Origin of the sequence: Streptomyces humi, assembly GCF_001005085.2 — a bacterium.
Taxonomy (GTDB): domain Bacteria; phylum Actinomycetota; class Actinomycetes; order Streptomycetales; family Streptomycetaceae; genus Streptomyces; species Streptomyces humi.
In genome coordinates this window covers 44,213-58,727 of the sequence record NZ_LBMU02000053.1, presented here as the reverse complement: position 1 = coordinate 58,727, position 14,515 = coordinate 44,213, and the positions used below count along the sequence as shown (strand labels likewise).

The following is a 14,515-nucleotide window of genomic DNA, read 5'->3' as shown; positions in this document are numbered from 1 at the left end:
TCCTGCACGGGTGGGCAATCGCGCGCTGGTCCGGGCGGACACCCTGATCGTCCGGGCGATAGTGTCCTTCTACGATGAGGGGCCCGTGTGACGCCTCCTCCGCCGACGAGACGACCTACGAAGGACCTGAAGTGAATATCCGCTCCCTCACTAGAGGCGACGGCGTGGTGATCGGAGCAGCGGTGTTGCTGTTCATCGCGTCGTTCCTCGACACGTTCGACAAGTCCGGCAGCGGTGCCCCGAACGCCTGGGACAACCTCGGCCTGGTGATGAGCATGTACGTCGGCGGTATCGCCGGCGCGGTCCTGATCGTCCTGTCCCGCGCACTGCCACAGCCGTTCAAGGTCGTCGGACTCGACCTGGGCCAGATCGGCGTCGGCCTCACCGTGTTCTCGCTGTGGACCGCCTTCTGGTCGACCATCGACCCGCTGGGCCCGTTCACCGACGAGTTCAAGAGCCTTGACGTGGGCGCGGGTTCGGGTCTGATCCTCGGCCTGATCGGGGCGCTCGTGCTGGCCGCGGCCGCGGTGGCCACCGCGCTGGTCCCCGCCCTCCAGGCGGCCCTGATCCCGGCCCCCAAGCCGCAGGCCCCCCAGCCCTACGGCGCCCAGCCCCCCGGCGGCTACGGCTACCCGGGTGCCGCCGCCCCGCAGCCCGGTCAGCCGTACGGTGCGCAGCCGCAGCCGGGTCAGCCGTTCGGGCAGCAGCAGCCCCCGGCTCCCGCCGCCCAGCAGCAGCCGCCGGCCGCCGACTTCTCGCCGTTCTGGTTCGCCGTGCCGGTGGCGCGGCCGCTGTTCGCGGAGGACGGCTCGACCGCGCCGATCGCCGAACTGGCGCCCGGCACCTGGTACCTGGCGGTCGAGCAGCGTGGTGCCGCACTGGTCGCCCAGACCCAGGACGGCCGCCGCGGCGTGCTCCAGGACACCTCCGGGATCCAGCGCGGCTGACCTGCCCGAGCCGCACGTACGGCCCCTCGCCCTTCCGGGTGGGGGGCCGTTGTCGTACAGTCGCCCGGCAACTGTCTGACGGTACGTCAGGAGGCGGTCATGCGACTCGGGTTGGCACTGGGCTACTGGGGGCGCGGTCCTTCCCCGGACCATGTGCCGCTGGCGCGGGAGGCGGAGCGGCTCGGGTACCACTCCGTGTGGACGGCGGAGTCCTGGGGCTCGGACGCGTTCACCCCGCTCACCTGGATCGCCGCGCGGACGTCGACCATCCGGCTGGGGACGGCCGTCGCCCAGATGGCGGCCCGGTCACCGACCACCACGGCGATGCACGCGCTGACCCTGGACCACCTGTCGGGCGGCCGGGTGCTGCTGGGGCTCGGGCTGTCCGGGCCGCAGGTCGTCGAGGGCTGGTACGGCCGCCCGTTCCCGAGGTCCCCGCTGACCGCGACACGGGAGTACGTGGACGTCGTACGGCAGGTGCTGCGCCGGGAGGGGCCGGTCGTCTCCGAGGGCCGCTTCCACTCCCACCCCTACCGCGGCCCCGACGCCACCGGGCTGGGCAGGCCGCTGAAGCCGATCACCCACCCGCTCCGTGCCGGCCTGCCCGTCCTGCTCGGTGCCGAGGGGCCGAAGAACGTCGCCCAGACGGTCCGGATCGCCGACGGCTGGCTGCCGCTGTACTGGGCGCCCAGCCGGCCCGAGGTGTACGGGCCGGCGGTGGCGGACCTGCCGGCGGGCTTCCTCGTCGCGCCCATGGCCCAGGTCAGGGTCTGCGACGACGTGACCGAGGGGCTGCTGCCCGTGAAGGCCATGCTCGGCTTCTACATCGGCGGGATGGGGCACGCGGCCCGCAACTTCCACGCCGACCTGATGGCACGCATGGGGTACGAGGGGGCGGCGCGGCGGATCCAGGAACTGTTCCTGTCCGGGCGCCGCGAGGAGGCGGTGCTGGCGGTGCCGGACGCGTTCGCCGACGAGATCTCACTGGTAGGACCCCGCGAACGGATCGCCGAGCGGCTGGAGTTGTGGCGCAAGGGCCCGGTGACGGACCTGCTGGCCGTGGCACCGGACCCCCACACCCTGCGGGTGCTGGCGGAGTTGAACTCCTAGCCCCCGGTGAGCTGGCCGGCCGACGGCACCTGGTCGGTGACCGGGGCGCCGGCGCCGGCGCCGGCCTGCTTCACCTTGTTGATGACGTCGTCGAACGCGCTCGCCGCGTTGCCGTCGCCCTTGCGGAGCTTGGCCGGCAGGTCCTTCAGCGCGTCGATGCCGGCGGTCAGCGGCGCGATGGCCTTGGACAGCAGCGGGTCACCCTGGGCGTTCCGCTTGGCGGCCTTGAGCCGGTTGTAGGCGAAGGCGCCCGCGGCTCCGGCCTTGATCAGGGTGAACGTGCGGCCGTGGGCGCCCTTCTTGAACTTGCCGGCCTTCCAGGGTTTGACGATCCACTGGTAGGTCGCTCCGGCCGCCAGGCCCGCGTTCGCGACGAACCGGGTCTTGGCGAACTTCTGCTTCTCCGCGGACGTACTCGGGCTGGGCGTGTCGGCCACGGGGACCGCCGCCATGCCGGTGTCGGTCGACTTGCTCTGGGTGCTGCCGGCGCAGGCGGTGGCGCCCGCGACCAGGGCGCAGCAGACGGTCAGCGCGACGACGAGGCGCCGTATCGGTACGGGCACGGGGTCCTCCCGTGTGTCTCTCGATGTCCTCCCCGAGCGGATGCTTCCTCCGGCAGCCTCACCCAGATGGCGGCACCTCGCCACTCGGGGCGACGCGTTACAGGTTTCAAGGACCGTTCGGCGGCAAACCGCAGGACATGTCCTCTGAACGCGGTGCCAATCAGGCCGGTAGGGTCGTCGCGGTCGTCGCCGACGTCATGGCCCTCATCCTGGGCCTCTGGATCCTGATGTATCTGCTGGACGCGAACCGGGCGAACAGCCTGGTCCAGTTCGTCCATGACACGGCGGCCTGGCTCGCCGGCTGGTCGCGCGACCTGTTCACCTTCGACGAGGCCTGGGCGAGGGTGGTGGCGGGCTACGGCCTGGCAGCCGTCGTCTACCTCTTCATCGGCCACGCGATAGCGAACCGCATGCACCGCCACTGAGAAAGCCCGGTCAGTGCAGCGCCCCGCCAGGGGCGCTGGGGGTGCCCCCGGCCGAAGGCCGGGGGAGGAACTGCGCGATCAACCACGACGCACCCGCACCCGCGCCACCGCCGTTCCCCCCGCCCCACTAGGCGCAGCAATCCACCTCGAGCCCGTTCGGAAGCTCCCCGCCCCCGAACACCGCACACGTCGCGTCATGCCCCCCGAGCGCGGCGACGGCGAGCAGCAACGACCCCGCCGTCCACGTCGTCAGCTCCCGCGGCCACACCGCGTCGTCCTCGTACACGTACCCGGTCCAGTACAGCCCCGACTCGGCGTCCCGAAGGTGCTGGATGGACTGGAGGATCTCCAGCGCCCGGTCGGACTCGCCGACCGCCCACAGCGCCAGCGCCAGTTCCGCCGACTCCCCGCCCGTCACCCACGGGTTGGGGACCACGCACCGCACCCCGAACCCGGGCACCACGAACCGGTCCCAGTCCTTCGCGATCCGCGCGCCCGCCTCCGCGCCGGTCAACGCCCCGCCGAGGACCGGGTAGTACCAGTCCATCGAGTAGCGGTCCTTGTCCAGGAACCGCTCGGGGTGCCTGCGGATCGCGTGCCGCAGCGCGCCCACCGCCAACTCCCAGTCCGGCTGCGGCTCCTCGCGCTGTTCGGCGATGGCGAGGGCACAGCGCAGCGCGTGGTGGACGGACGAACTCCCGGTCAGCAGCGCGTCGTCGGCGGGCGTGCCGTCGTCGTCGCGGCGCCAGCCGATCTCGCCGCCCGGCTGCTGCAACCGCAGCACCCACTCGACGGCCGCGTAGACGGTGGGCCACATCCGGTCGAGGAAGGTGTCGTCGCCGGTGGAGAGGTAGTGGTGCCAGACGCCCACGGCTATGTAGGCGACGAAGTTGGACTCGCGGGCCCGGTCGGTGACGTCGTCGTGGGCGCCGTCGGCGTAGGCCGCGTACCAGGAGCCGTCCTCGTGCTGGTGCCGGGCGAGCCAGGAGTACGCCCGCTCGGCGGCCTCGTGCTCGCCGGCCGCGTCCAGCGCCATCGCGGCCTCGGTGTGGTCCCAGGGGTCCAGGTGGTGTCCCCGGAACCACGGGATCGCGCCGTCCTCCCGCTGCACGGCGAGGATGCCGCGAACGGTCGCGGCGGCCTGCTCGGCGGTGAGGACCCCGGGCAGGACGAGGTGTTCTGTCCGGGGGGTGGTCACTTGGCGGCCACCCCGGCGTCCGACGTGGCACCGGTGCCGGTGCCGGCCGCGGGCAGGTGCGGCTTGGTCGCGTAGACGACGACGCTCTTGCCGATGACCGGGTTCAGCGCCTGCTCGGCGACCCGTGTGACCAGCGGCTTCTTCATGATGTCCCAGACCAGCAGCTTGTGGTACGCCCGCACCGGCAGCGCCTTGTCGTTGTCGACGCCGAACGCGCACTTCAGCCACCAGTACGGCGAGTGCAGCGCGTGGGCGTGGTGCGTGCCGTACGGCCGCAGCCCGGCCTCCTTGATCTTCCCGATCAGTTCGTCGGCCTTGTAGATGCGGATGTGGCCGCCCTCGACCTCGTGGTACGCGTCGGAGAGCGCCCAGCAGACCTTCTCGGGGCCGTAGCGCGGCACGGTGACCGCGATCCGGCCGCCCGGCCTGAGCACCCGCACCATCTCGGCGAGCACGCCCTTGTCGTCGGGGATGTGCTCCATCACCTCGGAGATGATGACGACGTCGAAGGACTCGTCGGGGAAGGGCAGGGCGAGGGCGTCGCCCTCCATGGCCGTGGCGGTCGCGCCGGCGGGGGCCTCACCGGCCTCCTTCATCGCCGCGAACCACTTGGCGACCTCGCGGATCTCCTCGCCGTTCTGGTCGAGGGCCACGACCTGGGCGCCGCGCCGGTAGCACTCGAAGGCGTGCCGGCCGGCCCCGCACCCCAGGTCCAGGACGCGGTCGCCCGGGGCTAGCGGGAACCGGGAGAAGTCGACGGTCAGCACGTGGCCCTGCTTTCGGGAGTGGATGCAACGTCTGCGAGGGGGGCGGCCGCCGGGCGGCCGGGGGTCGTGGGCGCGGGACGCGCCGCGGGGCGGCCGGCGATGGCCTCGCGGTAGCGGGCCACGGTGCCCTCCGCGGCCCGTGCCCAGGTGAACTTGCGCAGCACCCGTTCCCGGCCCGCCCGGCCGAGCCGGGCCCGCAGCTCCGGGTCGCCCAGCAGCCTGCCGAGCCCCGCGGCCAGCGCGTCGGCGTCGCCCGGCGGTACGGCCAGGCAGGTCTCGCCGTCGGCTCCGGCGACCTCGGGGATCGCGCCGCCGGTGGTCGCGACCAGCGGGGTGCCGGTGGCCATGGCCTCGGCGGCGGGCAGCGAGAAGCCCTCGTAGAGCGAGGGCACGCAGGCCACCTCGGCCGAGCGGACCAGGTCGACGAGTTCGGCGTCGGAGATGCCCTTCACGAACTCGACGGCGCCGCCGAGGCCGTACCGTTCCACGGCCTGGGCGACGGGCCCCTCGGTGGGCCGCTTGCCGACGACCACGAGGTGGGCGGCGGGGTGCTCGGTCCGTACCTTGGCGAGGGCCTCGACGAGGTACACGAGACCCTTGAGGGGGACGTCCGCGCTGGAGGTGGTGACGATCCGGCCCGGTACCTGGGGTACGGCGGGATCCGGCGCGAAGAGGTCGGTGTCGGCGCCGATGTGGACGACGTGCACGCGGTCCTCGCGGACGCCGAGGTGGTCGACGATCTCCTGGCGGGAGGTGCCGGAGACGGTGAGCACGGAGGGCAGCCGGCGGGCGACCCGCTTCTGCATCCGGGTGAAGGCGTACCAGCGCCGTACGGAGTAGCGCCGCTGCCAGCCCTCGGCGGCGTCCAGCTCCAACTGCCGGTCGACGGTGATGGGATGGTGGATGGTGGTGACGAGCGGCGCGCCGATGTCCCCCAACAGCCCGTACCCGAGCGTCTGGTTGTCGTGGACGACGTCGAACTCCCCGGCGCGGGCGCGCAGATGGCGGCGGGCACGCAGGGAGAAGGTCAGCGGTTCGGGGAAGCCGCCGGTCCACATGGTCGCCACTTCGAGGGCGTCGACCCAGTCCCGGTACTCGTCCCGCTTCGGCGTCCGGAAGGGGTCCGGGGAGCGGTAGAGGTCGAGACTGGGCAGCTCGGTGAGGGTGAGGCCGGGGTGTCCCTCGTCGAGGACGTCGAGGACGGGGTACGGCTGCGAGCCGATGACCTCGACCCGGTGGCCGAGCCGGGCCAGCTCACGCGACAGGTGGCGTACGTAGACGCCCTGGCCGCCGCAGAACGGGTTCCCTTTATAGGTGAGGAGCGCGATGTCGAGCGGTCGCTCGCCGTCGGCGGCGGGTTCCTCCTTGGTACCCGCCCGCCTGGCCTCAGCGGTCACTCCGGGCCCCCTTCTCCCTGCACTTTCCCGCGAGGTTACGCCGGGACGCTAATCTAGAACAAGTTACAGACTTGATCGTTCAGGAGGCTCTGAATCTACCGGCAGGTAGGGGCGGAGTGAGCAGTGGATCAGGTGATTCGCGCCACGACGCGAACCCCTGCCATGCTGTCTGATCACTCGCCCTGAGCACTGCCCTCACCGACTGTCACGGACGGGACCCATGCCTGCGGAAGCCAAGGTGGACATCAGCGCCCGGCCGGCCTCACCCCCGCTCACCGAGCGCCAGGAGGCCCGGCGCCGCCGCATCCTGCACGCGAGCGCGCAACTGGCCAGCCGGGGTGGTTTCGACGCGGTGCAGATGCGCGAGGTGGCCGAGTCCTCCCAGGTCGCGCTGGGGACCCTGTACCGCTACTTTCCGTCCAAGGTCCACCTGCTGGTCGCGACCATGCAGGACCAGCTGGAACACATGCACGGCACGCTGCGCAAGAAGCCGCCGGCGGGCGAGACGGCGTCCGAGCGGGTCGCCGAGACCCTGATGCGGGCGTTCCGGGCCCTGCAACGCGAGCCGCACCTCGCCGACGCGATGGTCCGGGCCCTGACCTTCGCCGACCGCAGCGTCTCCCCCGAGGTCGACCAGGTCTCCCGGCAGACCACGGCGATCATCCTGGACGCGATGGGTCTGACCGACCCGAGCCCGGCCCAGCTCTCCGCCGTCCGCGTCATCGAGCACACCTGGCACTCGGCGCTGATCACCTGGCTCTCGGGCCGCGCCTCCATCGCCCAGGTCAAGATCGACATCGAGACGGTGTGCCGCCTGATCGACCTGACGGAGCCGGGCGCGGCGCAGGGGAACAAAAGCCAGGGGCGCTAGGGGCGCGAAGGCAGGCCGGGCATGCGAAGGGGGCACGCGAAGGCCGGGCATGCGAAGGGGGCACGCGAAGGCCGGGCATGCGAAGGGGGCACGCGAAGGCCGGGCATGCGAAGGGGGCACGCGAAGGCCGGGCATGCGAAGACCCACGAGACGGGTTCCCTTCGCCGGTATGGTCCGGATCAGGTGGTAGGGGTCGCCGTACGGCTCAACCACTGCCTTCCGGCCTCTCAGCCCGACCGTCGACGTCGGCACCGGCGGATGCTTCTGCATCTGCGTCACGCCTGCGTCGGCTACTCCGCTCGGACTCCCTCACTCGCCTCGTAGGCTGTTAACAGCATAGAACGCATGAAGCCAGATAAACCACCCCAAAGCTGGATTTTTTCTGCTTCTCCTGGTATCAGTCACCGGAAAGTCCCTGGCGAGGTCGCCGCGCCCGGCCCGAGAATTCCCCCATGGCACTCATCCACCGCACCACCCTCAAGCCCACCAAGGTCGAACTCCTCGCCGGCTGGCTTCCGACCCGCCCCTGGTACCGCGGCTCCGCCGCACCGGAACCGGTGAAGGCCGGCGGGTTCCGGCTGGACGATCCGGCGGGCGAGGTCGGGATCGAGTTCATGGTCGTCACCGAGGAGTCGGGGGCGTACCTCGTGCCGCTCACCTATCGCGGCGCGCCCCTGGAGGGCGCCGACCACGCGTTCGTCGGCACCATGGAGCACGGGGTGCTCGGTACTCGCTGGACCTACGACGGCTGCCACGACCCCGTGCTGACGGCGGGGCTGCTCGCCCTGATCGAGGGGCGCGCCCAGGCGCAGGCCCAGAGCCTCACCGACACGCCGGACCACGAGGTCGCCCGCGGGTACGAAGGCGAGAGCCCGCTGCCCGGCCTCGGCGCCCCCGTCGACACCGACGAGAGCACCGAGTTCGCCGTGCCGGACACCGGCCTGGTGCTGGCGCTGCGGCGGGTGCTGACGCCCGGCTCGACACCGCCCGAGGACGCGGTCGGCCATGTCACCGGTGTCTGGGAACACTCCGCGGACACCCGCACCCGCGGCCTGTTCGCCGCCCTCCGGCCCCACTAGTCCTCCGACGCCGCTAGTCCTCCGACCCCGCTAGTCCTCCGACCCCGCTAGTCCTCCGGCGGGAAGACCGGCTCCCCGCTGTCCAGCAGGGTGATCGTGATCGCCTCCACCGGGCAGTTCTCCGCGGCGTCGAGGACCCGGCCGTTGGCGTCCGTCTCCGGGTCCACGGGGTGGGACTGCATGGCGGAGTCGAGACGGAAGGCCCCGGTGGCGCGGTGGACGCACTGGGCCGAGCCGATGCAGATCGACCGGTCGACCTCGACGTGCCAGCGGTCACCCATGGTCCGTCACGCCTCCCAGCCGGCCGGCAGATGGATCATCTTGTGCTCCAGGAACTCGCCGTAGCCCTCGGGCCCGAACTCCCGCCCGAGACCGGAGTCCTTGTAGCCGCCGAACGGTCCGAGCATGTCGAGGCTGAAGGTGTTGACGGAGTAGGTGCCGGTACGGACCTGGCGCGCGACCTCGATGCCGTGCGCCACGTCCGCCGTCCAGACGCTGCCGCTGAGCCCGTAGTCCGAGTCGTTCGCGATCTTCAGGGCCTCCGACTCGTCGCCGTAGGGGAGCAGGCAGATCACCGGGCCGAAGATCTCCTCCCGGGCGATCCGCATGGAGTTGTCGACGTCGCCGAAGAGGGTCGGCTCGACGTACCAGCCCTTGTCCAGGCCCGCCGGACGGCCGCCGCCGGTGAGGATCTTCGCGCCCTCCTCCAGCCCGATCCGGATGTAGTCCAGGTTCCGCTGCTGCTGACGGCGGGCGACCAGCGGTCCGACCTGGGTGGCCGGGTCCAGCGGGTCGCCGACCTTCAGGGCGCTCGCGGCGGCCGCGAAGGCCTCGGCGAACTCGTCGTAGCGGGAGCGCGGGACGAGGATGCGGGTCTGGGCGACGCACGCCTGGCCGTTGTTCATCCAGGCGGCCGGGACGATCCCGGCGACGGCGGCGGACGCGTCCGCGTCCGGCAGCACCACCGCCGCCGACTTGCCGCCCAGCTCCAGGGTCACCCGGGTGAGGTTCTTCGACGCGACCTCCATCACGCGCCTGCCCGCGGCCACCGAGCCGGTGAACGAGATCTTGTCGACGCCGGGATGCGACACCAGGTACTCGCTCACCTCGCGGTCCGCCGGGAGGATGGACAGGACCCCGTCCGGCAGCCCGGCCTCCTTCGTGATCTCCCCCAGGATGTAGGCGTCCAGCGGGGACTCCGGGGACGGCTTGAGCACCACCGTGCAGCCGGTGAGCAGCGCGGGGGCGAGCTTGGCGGCGGCGACGAACTGCGGGACGTTCCACGGCACCACGGCCGCCACCACCCCGACCGGCTCCCGCCGCACCAGGATCCTGCCCAGCACGCCGTCGCGCGTCTCCTCGTAGGTGAAGTCGCGCGCCACCCTGATCGCCGCGTCCCAGACCATCATCGCGCCGAGCGCCTGGGCGAGGACGCTCCAGGAGTACGGGGAGCCGTTCTCGGAGGAGATCACCCGGGCGATCTCCTCGTGCCGCACGGCGATCGCGTCCTTGATCCGGGTGACGACCTCGATCCGCTCGTCCAGCGACATCCGCGGCCAGGGCCCCTCGTCGAAGGCCCGCCGCGCCACCGCCACCGCCCGGTCCACGTCCTCCCGGGAGGCGTGCGGCACCCGCCCGAAGACCTCCTCGGTGTGCGGGGAGACCACCTCGATGACGTCCTTGCCGAGGGGGTCGGTCAACTCCCCGCCGATGAACAGCTGTCCGTGCTCCAGGAACTCGGTCATGGCGCCCCGCCACCCTTTCTGACGATGTCTCAGAACTGATACCAGTTCTAGTTCAAGTAAGCCAGGGGCGGGACCGAATAGGCCCTCACCAGCGGTTTCGCCACCGGTGAGGGCAGGTGTCAGACCGGCTCGGGAAGCCGTTCGCCCTCGTTCAGGGTCGGTTCCGGCGGCGCCTTGCGGCACAGGCGGGCGAGCCGGGCCGGCCGGACGACGCCCAGGTCCCGCCGGATCGGGCCCGACGTGACCCGGGACCGGGACGGCGACTTCGACGACCCCGGCGCGCCCGCCGGGCCGCTCCGCCCGGACGTGCCGTACCGGATCGCGGCGACGGACGCGGCCGCGGAAAGCCGGAACTTCACGGCACGCCGTCCGATGTGAAACCAGTTCTAGTTATAGTGAGCGGTGGCCGTGGGACGGGCGGGCGCGGAGGCGGGCTGATGACGGACAGTCGGGGCGGGTCGGCGGCGGTACGGGACCTCGGCGGGGGCGTGCGGTCCGTGGCCGTGCCCATTCCGGACAATCCCCTGGGGTACACGCTGGTGTACGTCGTCGACACCGATCGCGGGCCGGTGCTGGTCGACACCGGGTGGGACGACCCCGGGTCGTGGGACGTGCTGGTGGCGGGGCTGGCGGCCTGCGGGACCGGGGTGGGCGAGGTGCACGGGGTGGTGATCACGCATCACCATCCGGACCACCACGGGCTGTCGGGCAGGGTGCGGGAGGCCTCCGGGGCCTGGGTCGCGCTGCACGCCGCCGACGCGGCGATCGTACGGCGGTCGCGGGAGACCCGGCCGGAGCGGTGGTTCACGTACATGGCGGCGAAGCTGACGGCCGCCGGGGCACCCGAGGAGCACGTCGCGCCGTTGCGCGGCGGCCGTCGGCGGTCCCTGCCCGGCCTCTCCCCCGCCCTCCCCGACCGCGAGATCGTCCCCGGCGAGCTGCTCGACCTGCCCGGCCGGCGGATCCGGGCGATCTGGACGCCGGGGCACACCCCGGGCCATGTCTGCCTGCACCTGGAGGAGGAGCACCCCGGTGGGCTACCGGGCCACGGGCGGCTGTTCTCCGGCGACCACCTGCTCCCCGAGATCACCCCGCACATCGGCCTGTACGAGGACCCCGACGACGCCACCGTGACCGACCCCCTCGGCGACTACCTCGACTCCCTGGAACGCGTCGGCCGCCTCGCCCCCGCCGAGGTCCTCCCCGCCCACCAGCACGCCTTCACCGACGCCGGGGGCCGGGTCCGGGAACTGCTGGCCCATCACGAGGACCGGCTGACGGACCTGCTGGCCCTCCTCCGGGAACCCCTCACCCCCTGGGAACTGGCCACCCGGATGGAGTGGAACCGCCCCTGGGAGCAGATCCCCTACGGCTCCCGGAACATCGCGGTCTCGGAGGCCGAGGCCCATCTGCGCCGCCTGGTGAAACTGGGCCGGGCGGAACCGGTGCCGAACAGCGAACCGGTGACGTACGTGGCGGTGCGGTAGGCCGTCAGCTCTCCAGGCCCGCCGCCTCGCGTTCCGCCGCTGACAGGGGGGCCTCCGTCAGGGGGGTCCGACGGGGGCCGAAGAGGGTGTGCCAGAGCATGTCGGGGGCGAAGAGCCTGGTCGGCGGGGTCATCAGGCTCATCACGTCCAGAAGGCCGTGCAGGGCGCGCGGGTTCGCCGAGCCGGCCGCCACCGCCTTGTCGACGTAGGCCGTGAGCAGGCGTTCCACCGCCTTCGGCGGCTCCGGTGCCGCCTCGGGGTAGTACGCGTCCTGTCCGACGGCCAGGTTCCAGGCGTTGCCCACCGGCCGGGCCACCGCGCGCTGGATGCGGCGGGCGACGCCCGGGGTGTCCGGACCGTGCCTGTCGAGGACCTCGCGGACCGCGATCGCGCTCTGGGCGGCGACCGAGATGCCGTGGCCGTAGACCGGGTTGTAGCCGGCGACCGCGTCGCCGACCACCGCGAAACCCTCCGGCCAGGAGCGGACGTTCTCGTAGTAGCGGCGGCGGTTGGCGGTGGAGCGGGTGGTCACCGGGTCCGTCAGCGGCTTGGCGTTCGCTATCAGCCGGCCGATGATGGGGTCTCGCAGGCCGGTGAGCGCGAAATGCTCGAACTCGGCCGGGGCGGCGCTCGGTTGGCCGCCGCGCGTGCCGGAGACGGTGACCAGCCAGCGGCCGCCCTCGATGGGCACGAGGACTCCGCCGCGGCCGGGCGCGTCGCGCGGGTCGGCCTGGACGTTGACGACCGGGTAGCGGGGCAGGGCGGTGGTGGCGGGCGGGGCCTCGTAGACCCGGCTGGCGTAGGCCACACCGGCGTCCACGACACGCTCCACGACCTGCGGCAGGCCGAGTTCCGTGAGCCACCTCGGAGTCTGCGAGGCGCGCCCGGTAGCGTCGATCACCAGGTCCGCGCGGAGAACCCCGCCACCCTCACCGCGGCGGTCACCCTCGCCGCGGCCGGCACCTTCATCGCCGCCGGCACCTTCGCCACGGCCGCCTCCTTCACCGCGACCGGCGCCGCGGCCGTCACCCTCGCCGCGGCCGTCACCCTCGCCGGTGCCGGTGCCGGTGCCGGTGCCGGTGGACAGCCGTATTCCGGTCACCCGGTCGCGGTCCCCCACCAGGCCCGCCACCCGGGTGCCGTCGCGCAGCGTCACCCCGCCCCTGCCGAGGACGGCCGCGCGGACCACCGCGTCCAGCAGGTCCCGGCTGCACACGATCATGCTGTGCCGGGAGTCGGTGAACCGCCGGAACCACTGTCCCGTCGGCGCCTTGCTGACCAGGTCCTTCATCACGTCGATCAGTCCGGCGCCCTGCGCCGTCAGCTCGCCGGTGACACCCGGGAGCAGGTCCTCCAGGGCCGCCACGCCCCCGGACCACACGAGGTGGGCGTGCCGGGCCTGCGGCAGGCCCCTGCGGCGCTCGGGACCTTCCGGCAGCCGGTCGGCCTCCACGACGGTGACCTCGTCGAAGCGGGTGGCGAGGACCGACGCGGTGAGCAGTCCGGCGGTGCTGCCGCCGACGACGATCGCGGTACGACGGCCCGCCGTGGTTGCTCTGTCGGACGTGGGGTCAGGCATGGGTGATGAGACCTTCTGTGGCGGCCGCCTGCCGGCGGAGTGTTTCCACGACGGGCGAGTGGTCCCGCAACGCGTACGCGACGGACTCCAGTTCACGGTCGGGGAGGTCGGTCGGGGAGTCGTCATGAGCGGCGTGCTGCGCCTGCGGACGCGGACCGCTGTCGGGCACGTCGGGGGTGTCGGAGCCGTGCGGGGCACCGGAGCCGCGCGAGGCACCGGAAGCGTGCGGGGCACCGGAGGCGTGGGGGTCGTGGGTCTCCCCGGCCGGGCCGGCCGGGCCCCGCGCGGCGGTCCGCAGCGCGTCCACCGCCACCAGGATGTCCACCGCCCCCGCGATCCCCCGCGCGGCGCACTCGGTGTGCCCGGCGGCCACCGCCTGCCGCCGGGCGCGCTCGCGCCGGGCCCCGCTCAGGTACGGGGACAGCCTGAGCAGCCCGTCGTTGATGGCGGCCCGGCGCAGTTCCAGACGGAGTTCGGCGCCCGAGACGCGGCCGGTGGCCGGGGCCGGTGACGCGCCGACCGTCAGCATCTCCCGCCACAGCGGCTCCAGGCTGCGGTGGGTGCGCCACAGGCGCCGGCGTTCGTCGCAGTACGGGCCGGCCTGCCCCGCGATGAAGCCGACCGAGACCAGGAAGGCCTCGGCGATCGCGAACGGCGGGGCCACGTACGTGGAGAGGTAGTCCCAGTCACGGCCCGCCCAACGCGCCACGATCGCCGCGACCTTGGCGACGTCGAAGATGAACCCGAGGGCGTAGGCGACCTGGAGGCAGACCACGGCCCGGCGCAGCCACTTGTCGGCGACCTCCTGGAACCAGGCCCACAGGATGGCCGCGGCGACCACGGCCGAGACCATGTGCGCGACCAGGTAGAGCATCGTGTGCTCGCGCATCCAGGGGGTGTTGGCGTAGTACGTGTCCAGGTCGCGCAGCCGCTCCACGTGGTGGTCGCCGAGCGCGAAGGTCACCCACAGGCCGACGATGATGACGGCGTACGCGATCCACACCAGCCGGGTCCTGCGGCGCCGGACGGCGGACGGCGGCTCACGCCAGGTGATGATCAGCCAGAGGCAGGCGCCGCAGTACGCGGTGAGCAGCGAGTAGACCCAGACGCCGGCGAAGTTGGGCACGCCGGTGACCTCGTTGATGCGGTGCAGGTTGCCCGGCGGCAGGGACGCGAAGATGAGCGCGCCGATACCGAGGAGCAGTGCGGTGGCCCGCAGGATCGGGTCCTGCCAGGCGCGCCGGAGCAGCGGCAGCTTGATCACGAAGGCCACGGCCATCAGTACGGCCGGGATCGCGTAAGCGGCGAAGGAACCCGCCATGTCCCAGTGCGGGCCCGTCACCGGAA

General features: G+C 72.5%; 15 protein-coding genes. 6 read left to right on the top strand and 9 right to left on the bottom strand.

Annotated elements, in window-relative coordinates:
- Positions 1-131: 131 nt before the first annotated feature.
- Positions 132-947, top strand: coding sequence for a hypothetical protein (locus AAW13_RS24210; RefSeq protein WP_206306269.1), 816 nt, complete (start codon positions 132-134; stop codon positions 945-947).
- A 99-nt stretch (positions 948-1,046) separates the two neighbouring features.
- On the top strand, positions 1,047-2,057 hold the full coding sequence (locus tag AAW13_RS24205; protein ID WP_046728329.1) for an LLM class F420-dependent oxidoreductase: 1,011 nt from the start codon (positions 1,047-1,049) through the stop codon (positions 2,055-2,057).
- Here AAW13_RS24205 and AAW13_RS24200 read toward each other — a convergent pair.
- Positions 2,054-2,620, bottom strand: coding sequence for a hypothetical protein (locus AAW13_RS24200; protein WP_046728330.1), 567 nt, complete (start codon positions 2,618-2,620; stop codon positions 2,054-2,056). The two genes, AAW13_RS24205 and AAW13_RS24200, sit on opposite strands and share 4 nt — an antisense overlap.
- A 137-nt stretch (positions 2,621-2,757) precedes the next feature.
- On the opposite strand from AAW13_RS24200, the gene AAW13_RS24195 reads away from it, so the two are divergent.
- Positions 2,758-3,045: a hypothetical protein gene (locus AAW13_RS24195; protein WP_046728331.1), complete on the top strand. Its 288-nt coding sequence runs from the start codon at positions 2,758-2,760 to the stop codon at positions 3,043-3,045.
- Positions 3,046-3,172: 127 nt separating this feature from the next.
- Here the strand turns inward: AAW13_RS24195 and AAW13_RS24190 are convergent, their stop codons facing one another.
- From AAW13_RS24190 to AAW13_RS24180, 3 genes are read right to left on the bottom strand one after another with little or no spacing between them, the layout of a single operon-like run.
- On the bottom strand, positions 3,173-4,243 hold the full coding sequence (locus AAW13_RS24190) for a prenyltransferase (protein ID WP_046728332.1): 1,071 nt from the start codon (positions 4,241-4,243) through the stop codon (positions 3,173-3,175).
- The gene (locus AAW13_RS24185) at positions 4,240-5,010 is read right to left on the bottom strand and encodes a class I SAM-dependent methyltransferase (protein ID WP_046728333.1); all 771 of its coding nucleotides are present in this window, start codon (positions 5,008-5,010) and stop codon (positions 4,240-4,242) included. Before AAW13_RS24185 ends, AAW13_RS24190 begins: the two co-directional genes overlap by 4 nt.
- Positions 5,004-6,407 (bottom strand): glycosyltransferase family 4 protein, encoded by a 1,404-nt coding sequence (locus AAW13_RS24180; protein WP_046728334.1) that lies wholly within the window; start codon positions 6,405-6,407, stop codon positions 5,004-5,006. Before AAW13_RS24180 ends, AAW13_RS24185 begins: the two co-directional genes overlap by 7 nt.
- Before the next feature lie 220 nt (positions 6,408-6,627).
- Between AAW13_RS24180 and AAW13_RS24175 the strand changes: the two genes are divergently transcribed.
- Positions 6,628-7,278, top strand: coding sequence for a TetR family transcriptional regulator (locus AAW13_RS24175; RefSeq protein ID WP_046728335.1), 651 nt, complete (start codon positions 6,628-6,630; stop codon positions 7,276-7,278).
- Positions 7,279-7,730: 452 nt separating this feature from the next.
- Complete coding sequence (locus tag AAW13_RS24170; RefSeq protein ID WP_046728336.1) at positions 7,731-8,357, top strand: maltokinase N-terminal cap-like domain-containing protein; 627 nt, start codon at positions 7,731-7,733, stop codon at positions 8,355-8,357.
- 47 nt (positions 8,358-8,404) lie between these two features.
- Here AAW13_RS24170 and AAW13_RS24165 read toward each other — a convergent pair whose 3' ends face one another.
- The 3 genes from AAW13_RS24165 to AAW13_RS46010 form a co-directional block, all read right to left on the bottom strand.
- On the bottom strand, positions 8,405-8,638 hold the full coding sequence (locus AAW13_RS24165) for a ferredoxin (protein WP_046728337.1): 234 nt from the start codon (positions 8,636-8,638) through the stop codon (positions 8,405-8,407).
- 6 nt (positions 8,639-8,644) lie between these two features.
- The gene (locus tag AAW13_RS24160; protein WP_046728338.1) at positions 8,645-10,102 is read right to left on the bottom strand and encodes an aldehyde dehydrogenase; all 1,458 of its coding nucleotides are present in this window, start codon (positions 10,100-10,102) and stop codon (positions 8,645-8,647) included.
- Positions 10,103-10,221: 119 nt separating this feature from the next.
- Positions 10,222-10,461 (bottom strand): hypothetical protein, encoded by a 240-nt coding sequence (locus tag AAW13_RS46010; protein ID WP_046728339.1) that lies wholly within the window; start codon positions 10,459-10,461, stop codon positions 10,222-10,224.
- A gap of 78 nt (positions 10,462-10,539) precedes the next feature.
- Between AAW13_RS46010 and AAW13_RS24150 the strand changes: the two genes are divergently transcribed.
- Positions 10,540-11,589 carry an MBL fold metallo-hydrolase gene (locus AAW13_RS24150; protein WP_046728340.1) on the top strand — a complete coding sequence of 350 codons (1,050 nt, stop codon included), beginning with the start codon at positions 10,540-10,542 and terminating at the stop codon, positions 11,587-11,589.
- A 4-nt stretch (positions 11,590-11,593) separates the two neighbouring features.
- Here the strand turns inward: AAW13_RS24150 and AAW13_RS24145 are convergent, their stop codons facing one another.
- Positions 11,594-13,168 (bottom strand): NAD(P)/FAD-dependent oxidoreductase, encoded by a 1,575-nt coding sequence (locus AAW13_RS24145; RefSeq protein ID WP_046728341.1) that lies wholly within the window; start codon positions 13,166-13,168, stop codon positions 11,594-11,596.
- Complete coding sequence (locus AAW13_RS24140; protein WP_240528714.1) at positions 13,161-14,510, bottom strand: MAB_1171c family putative transporter; 1,350 nt, start codon at positions 14,508-14,510, stop codon at positions 13,161-13,163. The genes AAW13_RS24145 and AAW13_RS24140 overlap by 8 nt, the downstream gene beginning before the upstream one ends.
- Between the last annotated feature and the right edge of the window lie 5 nt (positions 14,511-14,515).

Excerpts from the sequence above, each read along its gene's own strand:
- AAW13_RS24145 (WP_046728341.1), bottom strand. The coding sequence starts at position 13,168 with ATGCCTGACCCCACGTCCGACAGAGCAACCACGGCGGGCCGTCGTACC.
- AAW13_RS24195 (WP_046728331.1), top strand. The coding sequence starts at position 2,758 with ATGTCCTCTGAACGCGGTGCCAATCAGGCCGGTAGGGTCGTCGCGGTC.
- AAW13_RS24175 (WP_046728335.1), top strand. The coding sequence starts at position 6,628 with ATGCCTGCGGAAGCCAAGGTGGACATCAGCGCCCGGCCGGCCTCACCC.
- AAW13_RS24170 (WP_046728336.1), top strand. The coding sequence starts at position 7,731 with ATGGCACTCATCCACCGCACCACCCTCAAGCCCACCAAGGTCGAACTC.
- AAW13_RS24205 (WP_046728329.1), top strand. The coding sequence starts at position 1,047 with ATGCGACTCGGGTTGGCACTGGGCTACTGGGGGCGCGGTCCTTCCCCG.
- AAW13_RS24160 (WP_046728338.1), bottom strand. The coding sequence starts at position 10,102 with ATGACCGAGTTCCTGGAGCACGGACAGCTGTTCATCGGCGGGGAGTTG.
- AAW13_RS24150 (WP_046728340.1), top strand. The coding sequence starts at position 10,540 with ATGACGGACAGTCGGGGCGGGTCGGCGGCGGTACGGGACCTCGGCGGG.
- AAW13_RS24165 (WP_046728337.1), bottom strand. The coding sequence starts at position 8,638 with ATGGGTGACCGCTGGCACGTCGAGGTCGACCGGTCGATCTGCATCGGC.